The organism is Aliiglaciecola litoralis (assembly GCF_039523355.1).
Taxonomy (GTDB): Bacteria; Pseudomonadota; Gammaproteobacteria; order Enterobacterales; family Alteromonadaceae; genus Aliiglaciecola; species Aliiglaciecola litoralis.
In genome coordinates, this window is sequence record NZ_BAAAFD010000008.1 from 51,261 (window position 1) to 69,644 (window position 18,384).

Annotated in this window: 16 protein-coding genes; 6 read left to right on the forward strand and 10 right to left on the reverse strand. The window is 42.7% G+C overall.

Annotated features, from left to right (window positions below):
* Positions 1-23 precede the first annotated feature (23 nt).
* Positions 24-1,643, reverse strand: coding sequence for a GMC family oxidoreductase (locus tag ABD036_RS13480; RefSeq protein ID WP_343860756.1), 1,620 nt, complete (start codon positions 1,641-1,643; stop codon positions 24-26).
* A gap of 236 nt (positions 1,644-1,879) precedes the next feature.
* Here ABD036_RS13480 and ABD036_RS13485 point away from each other — a divergent pair, with 236 nt between their 5' ends.
* Positions 1,880-2,605: a hypothetical protein gene (locus tag ABD036_RS13485; protein WP_343860758.1), complete on the forward strand. Its 726-nt coding sequence runs from the start codon at positions 1,880-1,882 to the stop codon at positions 2,603-2,605.
* A gap of 159 nt (positions 2,606-2,764) precedes the next feature.
* Here the strand turns inward: ABD036_RS13485 and ABD036_RS13490 are convergent, their stop codons facing one another.
* Positions 2,765-4,243, reverse strand: a complete 1,479-nt coding sequence (locus ABD036_RS13490) for a wax ester/triacylglycerol synthase domain-containing protein (protein WP_343860760.1) — start codon at positions 4,241-4,243, stop codon at positions 2,765-2,767.
* 13 nt (positions 4,244-4,256) lie between these two features.
* Complete coding sequence (locus ABD036_RS13495; protein ID WP_343860762.1) at positions 4,257-4,922, reverse strand: TetR/AcrR family transcriptional regulator; 666 nt, start codon at positions 4,920-4,922, stop codon at positions 4,257-4,259.
* Positions 4,923-5,011: 89 nt separating this feature from the next.
* Between ABD036_RS13495 and ABD036_RS13500 the strand changes: the two genes are divergently transcribed.
* On the forward strand, positions 5,012-5,779 hold the full coding sequence (locus ABD036_RS13500) for a ParA family protein (RefSeq protein WP_343860764.1): 768 nt from the start codon (positions 5,012-5,014) through the stop codon (positions 5,777-5,779).
* Between the two features lie 106 nt (positions 5,780-5,885).
* On the opposite strand, the gene ABD036_RS13505 is transcribed toward ABD036_RS13500, so the two are convergent.
* On the reverse strand, positions 5,886-7,088 hold the full coding sequence (locus tag ABD036_RS13505; protein ID WP_343860765.1) for a DUF445 domain-containing protein: 1,203 nt from the start codon (positions 7,086-7,088) through the stop codon (positions 5,886-5,888).
* A 272-nt stretch (positions 7,089-7,360) separates the two neighbouring features.
* On the opposite strand from ABD036_RS13505, the gene ABD036_RS13510 reads away from it, so the two are divergent.
* A complete protein-coding gene (locus ABD036_RS13510; protein ID WP_343860767.1) occupies positions 7,361-8,848 on the forward strand; it encodes a DUF3336 domain-containing protein in 1,488 nt (495 codons plus the stop codon).
* Between the two features lie 261 nt (positions 8,849-9,109).
* Here the strand turns inward: ABD036_RS13510 and ABD036_RS13515 are convergent, their stop codons facing one another.
* From ABD036_RS13515 to fadR, 4 genes are all read right to left on the reverse strand, one after another.
* Positions 9,110-9,862 carry a hypothetical protein gene (locus tag ABD036_RS13515; protein ID WP_343860769.1) on the reverse strand — a complete coding sequence of 251 codons (753 nt, stop codon included), beginning with the start codon at positions 9,860-9,862 and terminating at the stop codon, positions 9,110-9,112.
* A gap of 359 nt (positions 9,863-10,221) precedes the next feature.
* Positions 10,222-10,776 (reverse strand): hypothetical protein, encoded by a 555-nt coding sequence (locus ABD036_RS13520; protein WP_343860771.1) that lies wholly within the window; start codon positions 10,774-10,776, stop codon positions 10,222-10,224.
* An 80-nt stretch (positions 10,777-10,856) separates the two neighbouring features.
* A complete protein-coding gene (locus tag ABD036_RS13525) occupies positions 10,857-11,210 on the reverse strand; it encodes a phasin family protein (RefSeq protein ID WP_343860773.1) in 354 nt (117 codons plus the stop codon).
* Positions 11,211-11,397: 187 nt separating this feature from the next.
* Complete coding sequence (gene fadR, locus ABD036_RS13530; protein WP_343860775.1) at positions 11,398-12,108, reverse strand: fatty acid metabolism transcriptional regulator FadR; 711 nt, start codon at positions 12,106-12,108, stop codon at positions 11,398-11,400.
* Between the two features lie 261 nt (positions 12,109-12,369).
* Here fadR and nhaB point away from each other — a divergent pair, with 261 nt between their 5' ends.
* Together nhaB and dsbB are read left to right on the forward strand one after the other, a co-directional pair.
* Complete coding sequence (gene nhaB / locus ABD036_RS13535; protein WP_343860777.1) at positions 12,370-13,953, forward strand: sodium/proton antiporter NhaB; 1,584 nt, start codon at positions 12,370-12,372, stop codon at positions 13,951-13,953.
* A 17-nt stretch (positions 13,954-13,970) separates the two neighbouring features.
* Entirely contained in the window at positions 13,971-14,495 is a 525-nt protein-coding gene (dsbB, locus tag ABD036_RS13540; protein WP_343860779.1) for a disulfide bond formation protein DsbB, read from the forward strand.
* Between the two features lie 189 nt (positions 14,496-14,684).
* Here dsbB and ABD036_RS13545 read toward each other — a convergent pair whose 3' ends face one another.
* Complete coding sequence (locus ABD036_RS13545; RefSeq protein ID WP_343860781.1) at positions 14,685-15,554, reverse strand: S1 family peptidase; 870 nt, start codon at positions 15,552-15,554, stop codon at positions 14,685-14,687.
* 301 nt (positions 15,555-15,855) lie between these two features.
* Here ABD036_RS13545 and ABD036_RS13550 point away from each other — a divergent pair, with 301 nt between their 5' ends.
* Complete coding sequence (locus tag ABD036_RS13550; RefSeq protein WP_343860783.1) at positions 15,856-16,836, forward strand: transposase; 981 nt, start codon at positions 15,856-15,858, stop codon at positions 16,834-16,836.
* A gap of 333 nt (positions 16,837-17,169) precedes the next feature.
* Here the strand turns inward: ABD036_RS13550 and ABD036_RS13555 are convergent, their stop codons facing one another.
* Positions 17,170-18,363 carry an FAD-dependent oxidoreductase gene (locus tag ABD036_RS13555; protein ID WP_343860784.1) on the reverse strand — a complete coding sequence of 398 codons (1,194 nt, stop codon included), beginning with the start codon at positions 18,361-18,363 and terminating at the stop codon, positions 17,170-17,172.
* Positions 18,364-18,384: the final 21 nt, after the last annotated feature.

The window sequence follows — 18,384 nt, forward strand, 5'->3', positions numbered from 1 at the left end:
AAAGCGACACAGGGTCATTGGTGTTATAGTTGATAGTCTTGTTTGAGCATGTCGGCGGCACGTTCCGCAATCATGATCGTGGGGGCGTTGGTATTGCCGCCAATTAAGCTTGGCATTACAGAGGCATCGACTACACGTAATCCCTGCACTCCTCTCACTCTTAATTCTGTATCTACCACGGCCATCGGATCATCAGCCGCACCTATTTTACAGGTTCCAATCGGGTGATAGATGGTTTCTGAACGCTTGCGAATAAAGGCTAAGATTTGCTCATCACTTTGCGCTTCAGGCCCTGGACCGATTTCCCGCGACTGATATTGCTCAAATTCTTTGGCTGCGAGTATCTCTCGGGCCTTGCGCACACCATCAATCATCACATTGATATCATCTTGATGCGTTAGGTATTTGGGATCAATCACAGCAGGAGCCATGGGATCGGCCGACCCTAATCTGATTTCACCGCGACTTTTGGGATATAAGCAACATACATGCACACCGTAGCCATAGCCAAACGCCGTGCTTCTACCATGATTTAGTAATATAGCCGGTAAAAAATGGTACTGGATATCAGGACGGTCAGTGGCGTATTTGGTTTTAGCAAAGCCGCCAGCTTCTGCAATATTTGAAGACAGCATGCCTTTTCGACCAAACAGATATTGAAATGCACCTTTAATGTACATTGGCAACGCCCCTAGGGCCACTGCGTACCCTTGCCTTGCCTTACACCTATGTTGGACAATGGCGTCCAAATGATCTTGCAGGTTTTGTCCGACTCCTGGCAAATCAACGATGCAATCAATGCCATGCTCTTGAAGGTGCGCTTTGGGCCCAATACCTGACAACATTAACAGTTGCGGACTATTGATTGCCCCGCCGCTGAGAATGACTTCTTTTGATGCATGCAATTCAACCGCATTGCCTTTAATTTGTAATGAAACACCGACAGCTTGACCGTCTTTAATCAACACGCGCTGCACTTGGGCGTGGGTGATTACGGTCAGGTTTTTACGCTCTAAAGCTGGCAATAAATAACCTTTAGCAGCTGAACAGCGCTGCCCGTCCAACTGAGTCACCTGGTAAAAGCCCAACCCCTCGCGTTCCACTTGATTAAAATCAGTAACGGTATTGAGTCCCACTTCTTCGGCTGCTTTGACAAAAGATTCTGACAACGGATTTACATGGCGTAAATCACTCACACTTAGCAATCCACTATCACCGTGTTCATCGCTTGCACCCTGTTGCTGATTCTCCGATTTTATAAAATAGGGTTTTACTGATTGCCAATCCCATCCTGTGGCGCCTTGAGCATGCCAATCGTCATAATCTTTATGATCGCCACGAATGTAACACATGGCATTAATCGAACTCGAGCCGCCAAGGGTTTTACCTCGTGGCCAATGCATTTCGCGATTTTCCAGTTCAGTTTGTGGTGCAGTATCATATTTCCAACCGACCCCTTCTACACGAGACAGTAGTGATAAACCAAATGGAATGTGGATCAATGGATTATTATCTTTGCCACCCGCTTCGAGCAAACAAACGCTGACGTTGGGATTTTCCGACAAACGGGCCGCCAAAGTAGCTCCGGCTGAACCGGCTCCAACGACAATGAAATCAAATTGAGTTTGGGTGAAATCGTGCATCTGTTCTCTTTACTGCTCGTTGTGTGAACTTAAGTTACTGAATCGCATACCAATACCCTTGAGAGTACGGATATACAGGGAAACTGCTCTGATGTCATACCAGTGAGTGTATCAAAAAATAATATGCGGTGTTACTTTTATGTACACTGAAAGAATGCCGCGCTACTTGACAAGGCACCGCAGCCAACGCCACACTGAGCGGCATCGTTTTAACTCAACAAGTAATGATTGCATACGTGGCATTTTCACTTCCCGCACATTGGTCAGAAAAACTCAACAGACTGGTCGCCAAATGGATGATCAAACTGGGGAAACTGACGCACGTTGATTACAGCATTAGTGAACTTAATGAGTTGGTGAAACCCTTTTTTCCACAAAGTATGCAAATTGATGTGCCGGTAGGAAAAGGGTTGTTCACCATCAGCGAAGCGAGTGTCGATATTCCGCGCAAATCATCTCACATAGAGGTACAGTTGCACTCAAGTTTAGATATAGACGCCATTGGTAACCCACTGTATCGAGCGCATGTATTAGTGATTCTTAGTTTAACGCCTGCCTATGACAAACAGCATAATACTGTGTCTATTGGCGAGTTAGAGCTAAAGTCAATCCACTTGATAAACGACCAATATGCCGTCATAAATGATTCTAAACAATTGCTTAATATGGTGCTTCCAAAAGGCGTGCAAAATTTAATTACCGGCACCTTTAAATCGGCAATGGGGATCATGACGGCAGGTAGCTCAGATGCCGCCAGTGATTATTTGCGCATGTATTTATCTGGCAGTAAACAGAAAGTGTTGGATTACCACCAGCCTCAGCTGATCAAGTTAATCGATGAGCTCAAGCATGACCCAGAGTTCGTCTTTGAATTAGACAAACATGACTGGCAACAAGCGCTGTTTCGACAGTTTGGTGAAAAAGTGGTTGTCGAAGATCGCTGCGTGCGATTTAAGTTCTAACCGAACAGTTTAAAAAAGGTCAAAGTGGATCAAGCTGTGTTTGGATTATCGAAATATCCAACCCGCCCTTTTTTACAGGTCGCTGTTCAAAACGCTATTAAGCAAACACTAATCGTTGAACAACATCTAAACATAAATCCTACGTAAATAGCGTCTAAATTAGACTTTGCTATTGTGCTCAGATACAGGTTCTTCGTGGTGGACCTCCTCATCGATTATAGATAAGTTCCTACCACGCACAGTTTCACCTATATCATCGATATTGAGCGACGGATCATCGATACAGTTTTCGAGCATATCAAAGGCTTCAACAAAATAGGTCGAGAGTGTCTCTAACGATTTGACGTTTTTGTTGCAACATACAATACCCACGTTAGCCACGCCATTGTAAGTAATTAGCGTGATATTCACACCACCGCCAGGGGTCATAGTAGAGATGGGATAACAGGCTAATAGTTTGCTGTCTTTTAAGTAACGCTGCTCTGATGGCCCAGGTACATTAGAAATCAATATGTTAGCAATAGGCCGCACAAAATCAGACAACCTGAGCATCTCAAATAAAATCGCATAAGACTGGATCAGCAAGGTGTAATAACTGAAAGTTGCAGGGCGTGAGCGCTTGGCTGCGCCTTTCACAATACGATGGTTTTCAATGATTTGACGGAGTCTTAAATAAGGATCATTTTTTCCGTGCGCCAATCTAACTGGCACAATGGCTATTTTGTTACCACCGGTTTGCTCGCCGGGTTTACGTAGGTTAATCGGCATATTGGTGTATAACGCTTTTTTAAAGGTGTGCCCATGATCTTTTAGAAATCGATGCACTCCTATGTCGAAACAACATAACAAAATCTCATTGGCGGAAGCGCGAGCACGCTTGCTTAGTGCCTTAACCCTGCCAAAGTCCAAATCGACAGTGGACACTACCCGCCCCTTTTTAACTTGGCCAGTAAGTAAAGTTTTAGTGCCTGAAAATGGAATCGGCATATAGGTTGGGTTGATACGCGTCAGTTTGAGCAGCAATCGTAAGAAAATATACAAAAGATCGAAAACGACCATGACAAATTCAAACAACCCGACCATCAAAGATTTAAATAAATTAGGACTTCTACGGGGACGGGATTTACGTTCTACCGCCCAAACAGGCACAAACTCATCGGTGGTTTTTACTGGCAAGTACCCGGCCTGAAACCAACGTATTAAGGTCGCACCGTCACCATACATGTGATGCACTTTGGCATAAATGGCGAACTGTTTGCCCGATTTATCTTTAATGAAATGGTATTGCCATAATGGCTTGTCGCGATCTAGCCAAGTCTCGTGAAAGCCAGCGATCAATTTATGTAGATTGGTTCTATCTTCTAATGAATCTATCTCGTGCATTTGCACGTGATAATTCATATCCAATTTATCAACCTCTTCAAGACCCGTGGGATACCCTAGGAATGTTTTCACTTTACCGTTAAATGGACTGCTAGCTTGATCAAATTTGCGCATTTCTTCACACAAATTGTCGACATATTCAGCCGGGGCACCTTCGGGCATTTCGAGCAATTGCAAACTGGCGACATGCTTGGGATTGTCTTCAGACTCTGTTAGCCAGAATGTTTTGTCGAGAAACGTTATTTTTTTACTCAAAGTACACTTTCCTTCAACTTGTTCTCGGAGCCTCGTCAACAAGGCCACTGACTAATGAATGAGTGGCGATTGCTTCTTGAAGCTGGTGCAATTCCCCTTGCGGAAGATTGATGTAGGGTAAAACCGCAAACAGTATAATGGCAAGTCCTTTATACAGATGTGTTTCATCATTAATACTTTGCCCTTTAAGGGCATAATAGTTAGCCGACTGAGTAAATACTAAGCCAATAATTTCAACAATTTGCAGACTCTGCACAGCACTGGCTTTAATACTACCATTAGCGATGAAATGGCTTAGCAACTTTTCGATACAGGCTTCTTGAGCACGAAGATGCTTTTTGAAGGATTTGGCCACGCCGGGATGGTTCTCGGCTAGGTTAGCTTGATTATGATATAGAAATTGAAATAAATGCCCCTTCTCCAACACTAAATATAAAAAGTAAAAGAAATCTTCGATAGTCAGTGTTTCGCGCAGCGCTGAGGTTAACACTTTGTCCATCTGTTCTTTATACAAATCAAACAAAGCAGCGACAATGATCTCTTTACCTTTAAAATGGTAGTACAGGTTGCCCGGACTAATATCCAATTCAAGGGCAATATCGACACTACTGACATTACTCTCACCCCGTTGATTAAACAAATCGAGAGAGACGACCAATATTTTTTCAGCTGTTTTCATAAATAAAAACCATGGGTTGTCGATAACTTGCGGAATTTTGCTTATCATTTCATATCGCGAATTAATTGTACAAGTTTAAGGTAAATCATGTGATAAGAGTGTTGTTCAATAAAAAAGGGGGCGTCGGGAAATCCAGCTTAACAGTAAACCTAGCGGCAATATCAGCGCACAATGGTCTAAAAACGCTGTTAATCGACTTAGATACCCAATGCAATAGCACTGCTTATCTTGATGCCATGCAACTCAAAGGCGCAAACAGCATTGCTGATTTGTTCGAACAGACAATCACATTCCATTTGCATAGAAGACCAGCTAAGGATTTTTGCCAAGCGACCAAAATAGAAAATTTGGATATCATCGCAGGATCTGAACGACTTGCAGAATTAGAAAGTGAACTCGACAGTAGACACAAGATATACAAGCTCAAAGAGGCTCTACAAAGCCTCAGTGATGAATACGACCGCATTTATATCGATACCGCCCCTGCACTCAACTTTTACAGTATGTCAGCCTTAATCGCTGCACAGCGCTGTTTAATCCCGATTGATTGCGACGACTTTGCCCGTCAAGGACTTTATAGTTTACAGCAGAAAATAGCCGAAATTCGTGAAGACCATAATGCAGAGCTTGAAGTGGAAGGGATCATTGCCAATCAATTTATGAGTAATGCGAACTTACCGAAACAAATCGTATCTGAACTAATAGCGGAAAATTACCCTGTCCTGCCAGAATACGTTTCTCAGTCGGTAAAGATGCGCGAATCACATCAAGCAAAGCTACCGTTAATTAAGATGGCGCCCAATCATAAACTGACCAAATCCTTGGTTGGAATATTCGACATTCTTGAAAAGGGTTAACGGAATATAGCAGAGACCGTGTTTGGAATTTATGCTTGTAGCGAACGTCCCCGTTCTATAACAATGCGGGGATGAATGAGCTCTACAAGCGCAGGTCGTTGGCTAACTACACAATATATAACTGCATAAAACCGGCGATCATGCCTAATATGGCACCGACCACAATCAACTTCCATTCATCGGCTTGATAAGCAGGTCGTAGTACCCCTTCAAATTCTTCTGGTGACAACAACTGCATACGTGCGCATAAGTCTTCTCCCACGCGCAATGCACCATCGGCGTATTCGTGAGCGTAATGCAGGTACTTATCTGAGCTGTCGAAAATCTGTTGAACCGCCAGTTCTTTCATTCGATAGTATTTTTCTGACCCCACTCCCAATGCAAAATAAGGTTGTGCGATGGCAACGTATCGTTCAATGGCGTCGTTAACATGCAGCTCAATAATTTCTAATAACTGAGCTGATCCTGATCCATTCAATACAATATCAGTGATATTTTTAGCGTTAATGAGTTTGCGCTCAATGATATCTGAATACACTTCAGATACCTCTTTTTGGCGCTTTAAAAACATACCTTGGATAGTAAACCCAAAAATTTTAATCGGATGTTTAGGTTCAAAAATGATTTTGATCGCAATCCAGTTTGTCAGATAACCAACAGCAAGGCCACCTAACGGCAATATCCACCATGCTTGGTAAAAGTACCAAAACACCATTGTAGGTAAACCGAATAAGAATCCAAAATACAAGCCCGACTTTTCGATAAACGGAAATTCTTTCTCGCCTGCTTTCAAAAATATTTCGTTGATAAGCTCAGGTTCGTTGACTAGGTGGCCCACAACCAACTCTTTGATGTCGATAATTTCATCAACGTTGTGTTTAAAATCATCGACCATCTTATGCACAACATTGGGAATATCAGCTTCTACCCGCTTGTAAACAAGGTTTTTCGCCTGCACCGGCAAACTTGCCCAAAGCTGCGGAGCCGACTCTTGCATGACTTGATTGACAATTTTTCGCAATACCTGTTTCAGTCGTCGTTCAATGGAAGCGGTGAGCATTTGCGGATCAAGGCGTTCCGTTAGTTCTTGCACGCTAAGCAATTTACCAAGCACCAGCTCGACTTCAATCTCGGCCATTTCACGACGTTTCATTGGAATCAATCCCTGCCAACCGAAAATAGGTCGGATCCCGATAAACTCGATAGGGTAAAACATCATTTTTACTGCTAAGTAGTTGGTAACATAACCCACAATCCCGCTGGTAAAAGGGATAAGCAGCAGCAGGTAATTTTCTAAAATCCATTGCATAATTAGCGCGGATGCCTTTATTTTATTGATTTAGTGGCTAAGTTAGTGTCAGGCTAAACTTTAGGATTAGAATGGTCAATCTAATTTGCTCCATTTTGCCACTATATCCACCATCAAGATACCCAATTAAAAAGATTGTAAGAACAAGGTGTTATTGTCGATTGTCAATTTTTGCGTTTATTTAATTGTAAAATAACCGATACTGGGTAGCGTTTTCTAAATTTTTACCTTATTTATAGGGTATAGCAGTAAATTTAATAGAAGTGGTACCTATGACAAACCGCACAAAGCTTGCCGAACTCGATGCTGTGATAAAACACGCAGAGACTTATGAAGAATACAAAGAAGCCTGTGAAGCCCATGATGAATTGTCTGGTGCAGAAGAGTGGAAAGCAAAGGATGCCTGCAAAGAGTACGATTATCGCTTGATCAGAAAACGGGTCCAGCGCATTAAACTGGCGCGTTCGCGAGGCGATGCTTTGGGGTTGATGTCAATCCTGCACGAAGGTATCCATGGCAATCTGGGTAACATAGCTAACGCTGCGCTTAAAAACCAATCTAAGATCGGTACCAAGCATTTAATCCAAGAATTCATTGATCAAGTCTGTGAGTCATTAGATTTTATTTATCACGCAGATGAATCTGAAATCGATTTTTACGAAAAATTATCGTTCTTTGACGAAACCGCCCATGCCTTTGGTCAAAGTTGCTTGATGCTCAGCGGTGGTGCCGGTTTAGGCTTTTTCCATGGTGGCGTTGTCAAATCACTATCGGAACACGATTTACTGCCCGATGTAATATCCGGTGCTAGCGCAGGCTCTATTATTGCCAGTTTAATTGCAACCCGCACTAATGATGAGTTAATCGAAGCATTAGAGCCGCAAAATATCTATGAAAAGTTCAGCCAATGGCGACTGTGGCAAGGTTTTGGCAGAAATAGCCTGCTTGACAGTACCAATTTAGAAAACGCGCTAATTGAATTGTTTGACGTAACGACCTTTGAAGAAGCCTATAAGAAAACCGGAAAGCACGTCACGGTAACCGTATCCCCTTCGGACCTGCACCAGTATTCACGCTTATTGAACGCCAAGACCTCACCTAATGCAGTGATTACACAAGCCGTAAGGGCGTCTTGTGCCATCCCATTAGTCTTTTCTCCAGTGCAGCTTAAGGCAAAAAATCAAGCGGGTGATATTGTGCCTTATATCCCCAATCGACGATTTGCCGATGGTTCATTGATGGCAGACATGCCGTTCAAACAACTCGCAAGATTATACGGCGTAAATCACAGCATTGTGAGCCAAACTAACCCCATTGCGGTCCCCTTTTTATCTCGCGACAAAAAAGATACCCGTGGGTTATTTGCCTTAACATGGCGACACATGGCAAATATCACCAAATTAAACAGTATTTATGCCTTTGACGTACTTGAAGGTGCTATTTCGAATAAAGGTGCCAAGTTGGGTATCCATAAGATACGTTCTATAATTGACCAGCAATATGTGGGCGATATTAATATATTACCGAAACGCGGTTTCGCTAGCTTAAAGCATATTCTCGCTAATCCTTCACTGCGCAGTATTGAAAAATTGATCCGTAATGCCGAGCGAGCCACTTGGTCACAAATTGATTTAATAAAGCGCGACACCCAAATCAGTAAGACCTTTTCGAAGTATTTAAAATTACTCAAAGCCAGAGAAGAGCGCGTGTTAACGCAACACAATGGCTTGCGGGCAGTGCCAGATCAAAAATCGGCTTAAAGCAAGGCGTTTCGTTTAACCTTGGATAGGTTATCGAGAGCGCTGACCGCTACTTTTTACAGAAAACGGCCATTCTAATATGAGCATGATAGAAGCCGACTTTATGAGTCGGCTTTATGAGTCGGCTTTTTGTTTGAGGTCAAACGTTAGGCTTAAAACAGATGATAGCAACCGGTGAAGTGCTGAACTTGCTAGTCTAAACTCACGCAATACTGAGTAAGCTATTCGAGGGGTTTAGAGTAAACCTTAGTCACAACCTCATTATTGCAACGTAAAATAATTATCACCTAAGATCGCAGCCAATTCTCCTGTAAGAATTAAGGTAGCCAGATGCTCATTTACTTCCTCGATAAATCTGATCGTCGTCTCATTACTGTGGCATAAAAAACTGTCGTTTTGCGAATAGAATAGTTTGTCTGGAAAATAGTACAGCGAACTGCCATCTTCAAGCGTCAAGAAACCCCTAACATCAGGTAAGTAACCCAGCACAAATTCCACACGACCGCTGTTTAACAACCCGAAACTTTGGCTATCACTATTTACTTCAATTAATGTATGTCGCTGTAGGCGATGTAATGTGCCGCCAAACGTATTTCCCCTTCGATAAGCAATTCGATATCGCGGGGTTTCAAGCGTTAGTAATGCTTCTTGATCGAAAGGCTGCCTGGAAAAAAAAAAGGCACCAGCTGTGTTGAGTGCGGCACTTTCAATATCAAGGCTGCTATCAAGTTGTACTTTTTTGCTAGCAGGAAACATGCAATCTACTTTTTGGTCGCGGAAAATCATGCTTGCTCTGGAACCGGGGAAATATTCAATCTTTACTGGTTGTGTGTTCATATTGAACAGGCGGTCTAACAGTTTCGAATACGGTGCTTCAGGGTCAGACTCATCCAATAATCCAGGAATAGAATTAATCGCGATCGATACTGTCTCAGCTGCTTGTATGTATGCACATGGCATCAAGTAGACAAATATTGCAGAGGCCAACGATAAATAAGCACGTAAATTCAGCATGTAATAAAGTTAAAAGACTAAATACTTGCAAATAGACTACATGGAAGCGTAAGCATTTAACAGAAAATTAACATGATAAGAGGTTAAACTTAAAAGGTATAACGACGACCTTGATATAAAACATGGGCAACAACAAGTGAAGTAATCTGCGGGCACAAAAAAGCGCCTTTAAAAAAGACGCTTTAAAATTCATTTTCCATTTAGAAAACAACTTCTAGCTTCCTGCTAGTATTTCTTTTACCTGCGCCAATTCAACATCGTTACGAAAATGAATTGGATTGATTCCAGTACAACTTAACTCGAATAATTCATTAGCACTGCTAAAACCAACGAATTATGCGGACAGCTTAAACCTGGAATTAATCTTTGTTAGCAGCCGGCTTTTTTGCAGCTGTTTTGCGAGTGCGAGGCGTTGCAGGCGCTTTGGCAGTAGCCGCTTTTTTAGTCGTAGCCGGTGTCTTAGCCGTTGACTTTGCAGTAGATGCGCTTGCCGTTTTCGCTGCAGATTTTGCCGGAGCTTTTGCCGTCGTGGTTTTGGTTGCAGGCTTAACTGTCGATTTTTCAGCTGCTTTTTGCTGAGCTAGCTTGGCAACAACTTCAATCAGGTTATCAACTTTCGTTGATAATTTTTCAAGTTGGATATCTCGACTGTCACTCTGCAAGCCAAATTTGGCTTTGAGCATCGCAATTTTGTCTTCAAACATCGCTTTCCCCTTGAGGTTAATATTTAGTTTAGCTTTAAGCTGAGCTTCAACAGATTCGCCACGCGTTATCAGGTCTTGAATCAAAGCATTACTGTCAACATAAAATTTGTCCAGTGCATCAGTGGACTTTTCCACACTTTCGCCACAGACGCCTACACTTGCTAACCAAGATTTACGACTTGCCTGTTCGACTGTTTTTGCTGCTTTCATAAGTCCTCCAACAACGGTTCTCTATTTACTTTAGAAACAAACGCCCAGCGAAGTAACTATTACTGGCTGGGCGAATAATCTTATTTAGCAGCTAGTTTCGCTACAGCGTCAGTTAACGCATCGATCTTTGCAGACAATTCTTCAACTTTGTCTTCTGAGCTAGCTTTATCCAGACCAAGCTTCTTACGTACTTCAGCAACACGCTCTTCTACGTTAGTTTTTGATTTGATTTTTGCTTTAGCTTCAGTTTCAAGTGATTCGCCTTTCTCTACAAGATCTTCGAATACTTTACCTGCTTCTGCAGTTAACTTGTCGTATTGGCCTTGCGCTTCGTCAAAGCTTTTACCGTAAGCACCTAAACCTGCTAACCAGATTTTACGTGCGAATTCTTCTGCTTCTGAAACTTTACCTTTGATAGTGTCTAATTTAGTCATGAATAATTTCCTCGCTGTGTTGACTGTGGAGAAGATTACCGATCTAAATTAGAAACCGCATACTAAATAGACAATAAAATTGAAATAGTTTGGAGGAATGGAATAACTTATTGATATAAATAGAAATATAGATTGAACGAAAGGCTAAAAATAAATTTCGCTCAATCTAGTATTGTGTTCTTAATGCTTAATCTACGAGATCTTTGGGCATTTCATTACGTATTTCTTGCCAAATTTTACCTGACTCAATACCGTAAGTGCGAATAACGTTAGCAACACCTGCAAAATCTCCTTTTTCGGCAAGTCCCATTAATTGCTGGTAATAGTTACGCGATAAGTCTCGGGATTTTTGATTCGAAAAATAATATCCACCAATTCGCGAATACAATCCTCGAAAGCCATTCATCATCAAGACATAGACTTTATTACCTGAGGCAAATGCCATGTCATGATTAATTTGATAATCAAATAAGGCGAATGCTGCGCCATCTTCGGGGATATCATTGTAACCTTTGAGGATCTGTTTAACCTTCTCAGGATTATTCTTGATAGCGCCACGGATGAAGACCGCACTTAAGTTTGTTCTGGCCGCTAATAGATGATCGACCAATTCAGATATACCATCTTGATCAAGGCGCGCTAACGTTTCCAAGATGTTTAACCCTGAGGTTTCCCAAAAATTATTAACCTTAGTTGGTTTGCCGTGCTGAATTGTCAGCCAGCCATCACGAGCTAATCTTTGTAGCACTTCACGTAAGGTCGTCCGCGTAACCCCGATGAGTTCTGACAACTCACGTTCTGCGGGCAATATAGTACCAGGAGGAAAACGTCCGCTCCATATCGATTCAACGATATACTCTTCTGCAAATCCTGCCGGGCTTTGTGCCTTGTAAATCATGCAACAGCTCTCTTATTATACGTTTTGGCTCAAGTTTGTAACTGATTGTACCAGAGGAATTTTAGATGGAACAATGAAACTTTAACAAGTTGCAAAATAATAGAACTTAGTTGCCGCGAGTTAAGATGTAGTATATTGCTCAAATGCCAAGCAAAAGGCTGATAATACACAGATTTACCTTGCAATTTTGGCACGTACCTCTTAAAAGAGAGGCTTTTAATTACTGACTATACTGAAACAGTAAAAACAAGGACACAGGCTATGCAACTATCAATGTCTCAGGCTTTTTACAAGAACTTTTTGGGCCATGCACCAGATTGGTACAAACAGGTGATTGTCGGGTTTCTGATCCTCAATCCACTGCTTTTCCATTTCGTTGATCCGTACTTAGCAGGTTGGATGTTGGTATTAGAGTTTATATTCACCCTTGCAATGGCACTAAAGTGTTACCCCCTGCAGCCTGGCGGGCTGTTGCTCATAGAAGCCTTGTTCATCGGCATGACGTCGTCAGAACACATGTACATGGAAATAAAAGCCAATATCAGTGTGGTGCTGCTGTTGGTGTTTATGGTTGCTGGCATCTACTTCATGAAAGAGCTCTTGCTCTATCTGTTCACCAAGTTGTTGATTAAAGTTAAAAATAAGCGGGCCCTATCACTGGCATTTATTGCTGCGTCTGCGTTTTTATCTGCTTTTTTAGATGCATTAACCGTTATCGCAGTCATTATTGCGGTTGGCATGGGTTTCTATAGCATCTATCACAAAGTCGCCTCAGGGAAAGACTTTCACCATGATCACGACCACTCTACCGACGAAGATGTCACCCAACCCAGTCGCGATGACCTAGAAAACTTCCGTGCTTTTCTGCGTAATCTAATGATGCACGCCGCTGTTGGAACGGCTTTAGGTGGTGTGATGACCATGGTCGGTGAGCCACAGAATTTAATTATTGCGGATAAAGCAGGCTGGGATTTTGGCGAATTCTTTATTCGAATGTCACCTATCACCATCCCTGTATTTTTCGCTGGTTTGATAACTGCCTATTTGTTGGAAAAACTGTGTTGGTTTAGCTATGGCGCGAAATTGCCTCCGGTAGTCAGAGAGATCCTAAGTGATTACAACACCCACATGGACGAGCAGCGCACCAAGCGGGATTCCGCTCGCTTAATAGCACAAGCATTGATTGGGCTATGGTTAATTGTTGGATTAGCGGGACATTTGGCCGAAGTGGGCTTGATCGGTTTATCCGTTATCGTATTGGCTACCACTATGAGTGGCGTTATTGAAGAGCATTCGTTAGGAAAAGCATTCGAAGAGGCGTTGCCCTTTACCGCGCTTTTATGCGTATTTTTCGGCGTGGTAGCCGTGATAGTCGACCAAGGACTGTTCACTCCGGTGATTAATTGGGTGCTAACGTACGAAGGTAAAACCCAGATGGTGATGTTCTATCTAGCCAATGGCGCGCTATCCATGGTCAGTGACAATGTATTCGTTGGCTCGGTGTATATCTCTGAAGTGACCAAAGCATTGCAAAATGGCCAAATTACTCGCGATCAATTCGACATGCTAGCGGTTGCTATCAATACCGGTACTAACCTACCTAGTGTGGCAACACCAAATGGCCAAGCAGCCTTTTTATTCTTGTTAACCTCGGCAATTGCCCCGTTGTTGCGGTTATCCTACGGCACTATGGTTTATATGGCCCTGCCCTACACTATCGTGTTGACGTTAGTTGGCCTTGCCGCCACTTATTTTGGATTATACGAATTAACAGAAGTCTTATATGACATGAACTTAATTAATCATCACAGCGCCACTGAAGTTATTAGCGAAAATGCGCATTAATCAGGAGTCGACTTAGAATGAATGTATTTATAAAACTTGGCGATTTAGCTGAGCAGAAATGGGCGTGGAGTACCTTATTCTTGTCGGCTGTGATCTTAGAAACAGTGGCATTGTATTCCCAATACGGTATGCACCTTGAACCTTGTATCATGTGTATTTACCAGCGCACAGCGGTGTTTGGCGTACTGTTAGCGGCACTGATCCCACTGCTTAAAAATACGCTGTTCACACGACTGATTGGTTTTATTGGTTGGGGAATTTCGTCTATTTGGGGATTATTCATTGCCATCGAGCATGTTGATTTGCAAATGGCGTCCAATCCATTTTTTGCTGCCTGCGAAATTGTGCCTAATTTCCCCTCTTTTATGCCATTGCACCAGTGGTTACCGAATATATTCGCCGCCACAGGTGATTGCGGTAACATAGATTGGCAGTTTCTTAGCTTGAGCATGCCACAATGGATGATCGTGATTTTTGCAGCTTACGCGTTAAGTTTTGCCGCTGTACTATTTTGTCGCTTGTTTACCCGCCGCAGTTTTTAACTGTCGACGGGTGATCGAGGATGGGTTTAGATAATTGAGATAATTCATTAACTGGTCGCTGCTATCCTCTATTGCCAATCTGGCGTAGGGCAGGTACGAGCAAGGAACGGATATTGGCGGGCAGCTTGGTAGTTTGCTTTAGATATGGAGCGTTGAACCGCAGCGCAAATTTGGATACGCCCCCTTTTATCACGACTGCGTTTTTAAATTTATCGATGCACAAATGCCCGGCAGATTCTCAGTTGTCATTCCCGGTTGCAAGAAGCCGTCCGACGAACTTAATTTAGCTCTTGCGTTATTATCGGCGGCTATCACCTGATCGATCCAATTAACATGACTGGATACCCTAGTGTACAGTTCTTTAACGCCGTACTCCCCAACATCTTTAAACCATGAATCTACTCTGGAACTAACCCCAAGCAAATAATACCCATCTTCTTTTTTCAGATAGGCCGGACCACCACTGTCACCGTTGCCAGATACTCCTTCAAGTTCTAGCCCGTGTTGACCAGGTTCAAATACGAATCTCAAATCGGATTTTGTTACTGCTACAACTTTATTCTGTGCTTTTCGTAGTACGCCTTTATTTTCTTTGTAACTGATCGTTTCTCCAGTCAATCCTGTGCCTGTTCCACCACTGCCGATAAACCAAAGTACCTGATTACGTTCATCCTGTTGGCGGTATAACTTTGCAGGTTCTACACTCAGCACCGGATTTGCCAGTTTAATCAGGGCTAAGTCATTTTGTTTACCTAACTGATAAGACGGGTAGCTATAACGCGCCTGCACCTCAACCAATTCATCGCCCACCTGAATTGTCTGGCCATGATTCAGACAAAACACCGTGTGGGCTGCGGTGAGTACCCATTCCGGAGCAATTAAAGTGCCATGAACGCCTATATTGTAAAATGTCGCCAGCGCTGGGAAATCAGGTTTAGAGGCCAAGTATTGCTCTGCTGGTTTATCATGACGAATTACAATCGCTGAAGCTGGAGTTGTCAGCATACCGGCCGTTATCAAACAAACGTTTAACCTCTTCAACTTAGAGTTGTTTTGCATTTTTGTATTCTTAAGTCGCTTTCGATAATTCTAGACTGACACAAAACGCCAAAGCAGTTGGTTTTAAAATGTAATAATTTATAAAAAAGTAAATATGAATGAATTAAGATCTATATTTAAAAAGCGGGTGTACTATGTGCACAATGGCCGCTCATAGAGCGTAATCGAGACGTAATCGAGACACCCACTTCAAAAATAGCAAAACTAAAGTCTAGTTTTACTGAGACACCCACATTAAGAATGGTTAAACAGCCATTTTGTTCTAAGTTTAGGGTAACCAAACAACCAAGGATGGTCTGTTATGCCCCAACCACGTAAAAACCAAATCAGTTTAATTGATACTCCTTACTACCACTGTGTTTCACGCTGTGTTCGTCGCTCTTTTTTGTGTGGTAAAGATTCTTTCACGGGACAAAGCTTTGAACATCGCCGGGCGTGGGTAGAGAAACGTTTGTTATTTTTAGCGTCAGTGTTCGCCATTGATATTTGTGCGTATGCGGTGATGAGTAATCATACCCATGTGGTGCTGTGTGTGGATAAAGAAACCGCGGATAGCTGGTCGATGACTGAGGTGATTAGGCGTTGGCATCAGTTGTATCAAGGCACCTTGTTGAGTCAACAATATCATAAAGGCGAGCCGCTCAGTGATGCTGAGCTTGTAAGTCTGGAGCAAACGGTCACTATTTACCGTCAACGCTTATACGACATCAGTTGGCTGATGCGCAATCTGAACGAGCACATCGCCCGTGAGGCGAACAAAGAAGATGACTGTACGGGGCGGTTTTGGGAAGGACGCTTTAAATCCCAAGCCTTGCTAGATGAAAGTGCGCTAGTAGCCTGTATGGCCTATGTCGACTTAAACCCTATTCGAGCCAACATGGACAGCACTCCTGAAACCTCAAGACACACCAGCATTCAAAGGCGTATCCATGCGCTTATCAAAGGTGAACAACCCCGCACCTTAATGCGGTTTATAGGCAATCACAAAAAAGACATGCCCAATGGTATCGCGTATAGCCTAATTGATTACTGTGAACTGATTGAGAGCACGGGCAAGTGTATTCGTCAGGATAAAGCCGGTCATATCAAGCCGCAACACAGCTCCATTCTAAACAGTCTTGGTCTTAATGCAGAGCAGTGGTTAACCCTAACGACCGAGTTTGAACAACACTTCTACACCGCTGTAGGCAATGAACACATGCTTCAACAATTCAAACAGCACACCAAACATCAACGCATACGAGGGATGGCAAAGGCAAGAGCCTTATTGCAACACGCTTAGAAACAATCCACTCCCAAATAAACCCTCATCAACCCAAAGTTGCTAAATCCGGCTGCCTGCCATTTGAGAATTAAGCCGATTTTCAGCATTAATCTAAAACTAAATATGTAAACCGCTAATTTAAGTGCGTTTTAAGACTAACAAACGCCACGAATTTTTATAAATCTAGGTAACATTAGATTATATGTTAAAGGTGGGTGTCTTGGTTTTTATTCTATTGCCAATCTGGCGTCAGGCAGGTACGAGCGATGAGCCGACGGTCACTATTAGTCTGTAGTCTCGTCTAATTTTCCAATAAGCGGGCATTGGGAAGAACTTCCTGTTAAGACCTTCCTATTCTTCAAGCTCAATACTTGCTCCTCGCAGCAGCACGTCTGACGCTAAGGTTTTGAGCTGGACGTTGTCGAAAACTGGCAAGCGTCCAACTGGAGCCATTAACCAGTCGCGAAACACCTCACATAATTTGCTCTCAGACTGAAATAAGGGCGTCAAAAACTTACTTAATTGGCGTACATAAGATAATTGATATTTTCTAGTGTTCCACCACTCTTCAAGAGAGCTCTCTAAACTATCATCTTCTTTGCTTAAGTGCTTGGCCAATGACCATGCATCTAGCAATGCCATAGTACACCCTTGCCCTAGTTGGGGACTTGTAGCATGAGATATATCGCCAATAGCAACTATCCTGCCTTTGAAGGGTTTTGGTATCCAATTGTCGTTATAGCTTGCAGCAATGAAGTCGTCAAAACCTAGGTGTTCAAGTGAGTTTTTAGCATCAGGCCAAAACTGCATAATCTCGTTTTTTAAAGCAGGAAAATCAGATCGTTTTAGCTTCTCAATATCAGCAGACTTCATACTCCAATAAAGAGCTGCCTCATACTTTTCTCCACTTTTACGTACTGGCAGTATGCCCATCATTTTTTTAGAACTTTCACACCGTTGATGAAGAATATTTGGAGCAAGAGTTCCAGGTAGTTCAAATGTCGTCCAAAGACAGCCCCAGCCATAAGGACGATGAATTCTATCTTTAAAGTATTTGTTGGCCATTGTGCTATTTGAACCAGAGGACAAAACGCACAAGTCATAATCGACCTTGGTTTCGTTGCAAACTACAGAAACAACATCTCCTTTTGTAATGCACTCTTCAACATTACTATCCCAATTCATGTTAACTAAGCTAGAGCTCAATGCTTCATCAAGCAAAGCTTGGTAAATGGTGCTCCTTTGAACGCCTAGACCATTGCGAGGAGAGCCTTTGAGTCTAGAATACTGGAGATCAAGCAAGGACCGCCCTGATAGAGTTTTAGATTGTAAACCAACGATCGGGACTGCTTGCTCTAGGACTTTGTCTAAAATTCCTAGCTTATGAAGTACTGCTTGCCCAGGAGGTTGAAGTAGGAAACCTGCTCCCACAGGTTGAGGACTTTTAGCCTTGTCATAGATAGTAACTTTGTACCCTTTTTTCGAAAGGAGTATTGCTGATGCTAGTCCGCCTATCCCTCCGCCCACTATGGCTAAACTTTCCAATACAGTTACTTCCTTATCTAG

Coding starts and splice junctions, on each gene's coding strand:
- ABD036_RS13480 (WP_343860756.1), bottom strand. CDS start 1,643: ATGCACGATTTCACCCAAACTCAATTTGATTTCATTGTCGTTGGAGCC.
- ABD036_RS13495 (WP_343860762.1), bottom strand. CDS start 4,922: ATGAAAACAGCTGAAAAAATATTGGTCGTCTCTCTCGATTTGTTTAAT.
- ABD036_RS13505 (WP_343860765.1), bottom strand. CDS start 7,088: ATGCAATGGATTTTAGAAAATTACCTGCTGCTGCTTATCCCTTTTACC.
- ABD036_RS13510 (WP_343860767.1), top strand. CDS start 7,361: ATGACAAACCGCACAAAGCTTGCCGAACTCGATGCTGTGATAAAACAC.
- ABD036_RS13515 (WP_343860769.1), bottom strand. CDS start 9,862: ATGCTGAATTTACGTGCTTATTTATCGTTGGCCTCTGCAATATTTGTC.
- ABD036_RS13520 (WP_343860771.1), bottom strand. CDS start 10,776: ATGAAAGCAGCAAAAACAGTCGAACAGGCAAGTCGTAAATCTTGGTTA.
- ABD036_RS13525 (WP_343860773.1), bottom strand. CDS start 11,210: ATGACTAAATTAGACACTATCAAAGGTAAAGTTTCAGAAGCAGAAGAA.
- fadR (WP_343860775.1), bottom strand. CDS start 12,108: ATGATTTACAAGGCACAAAGCCCGGCAGGATTTGCAGAAGAGTATATC.
- nhaB (WP_343860777.1), top strand. CDS start 12,370: ATGCAACTATCAATGTCTCAGGCTTTTTACAAGAACTTTTTGGGCCAT.
- dsbB (WP_343860779.1), top strand. CDS start 13,971: ATGAATGTATTTATAAAACTTGGCGATTTAGCTGAGCAGAAATGGGCG.
- ABD036_RS13545 (WP_343860781.1), bottom strand. CDS start 15,554: ATGCAAAACAACTCTAAGTTGAAGAGGTTAAACGTTTGTTTGATAACG.
- ABD036_RS13550 (WP_343860783.1), top strand. CDS start 15,856: ATGCCCCAACCACGTAAAAACCAAATCAGTTTAATTGATACTCCTTAC.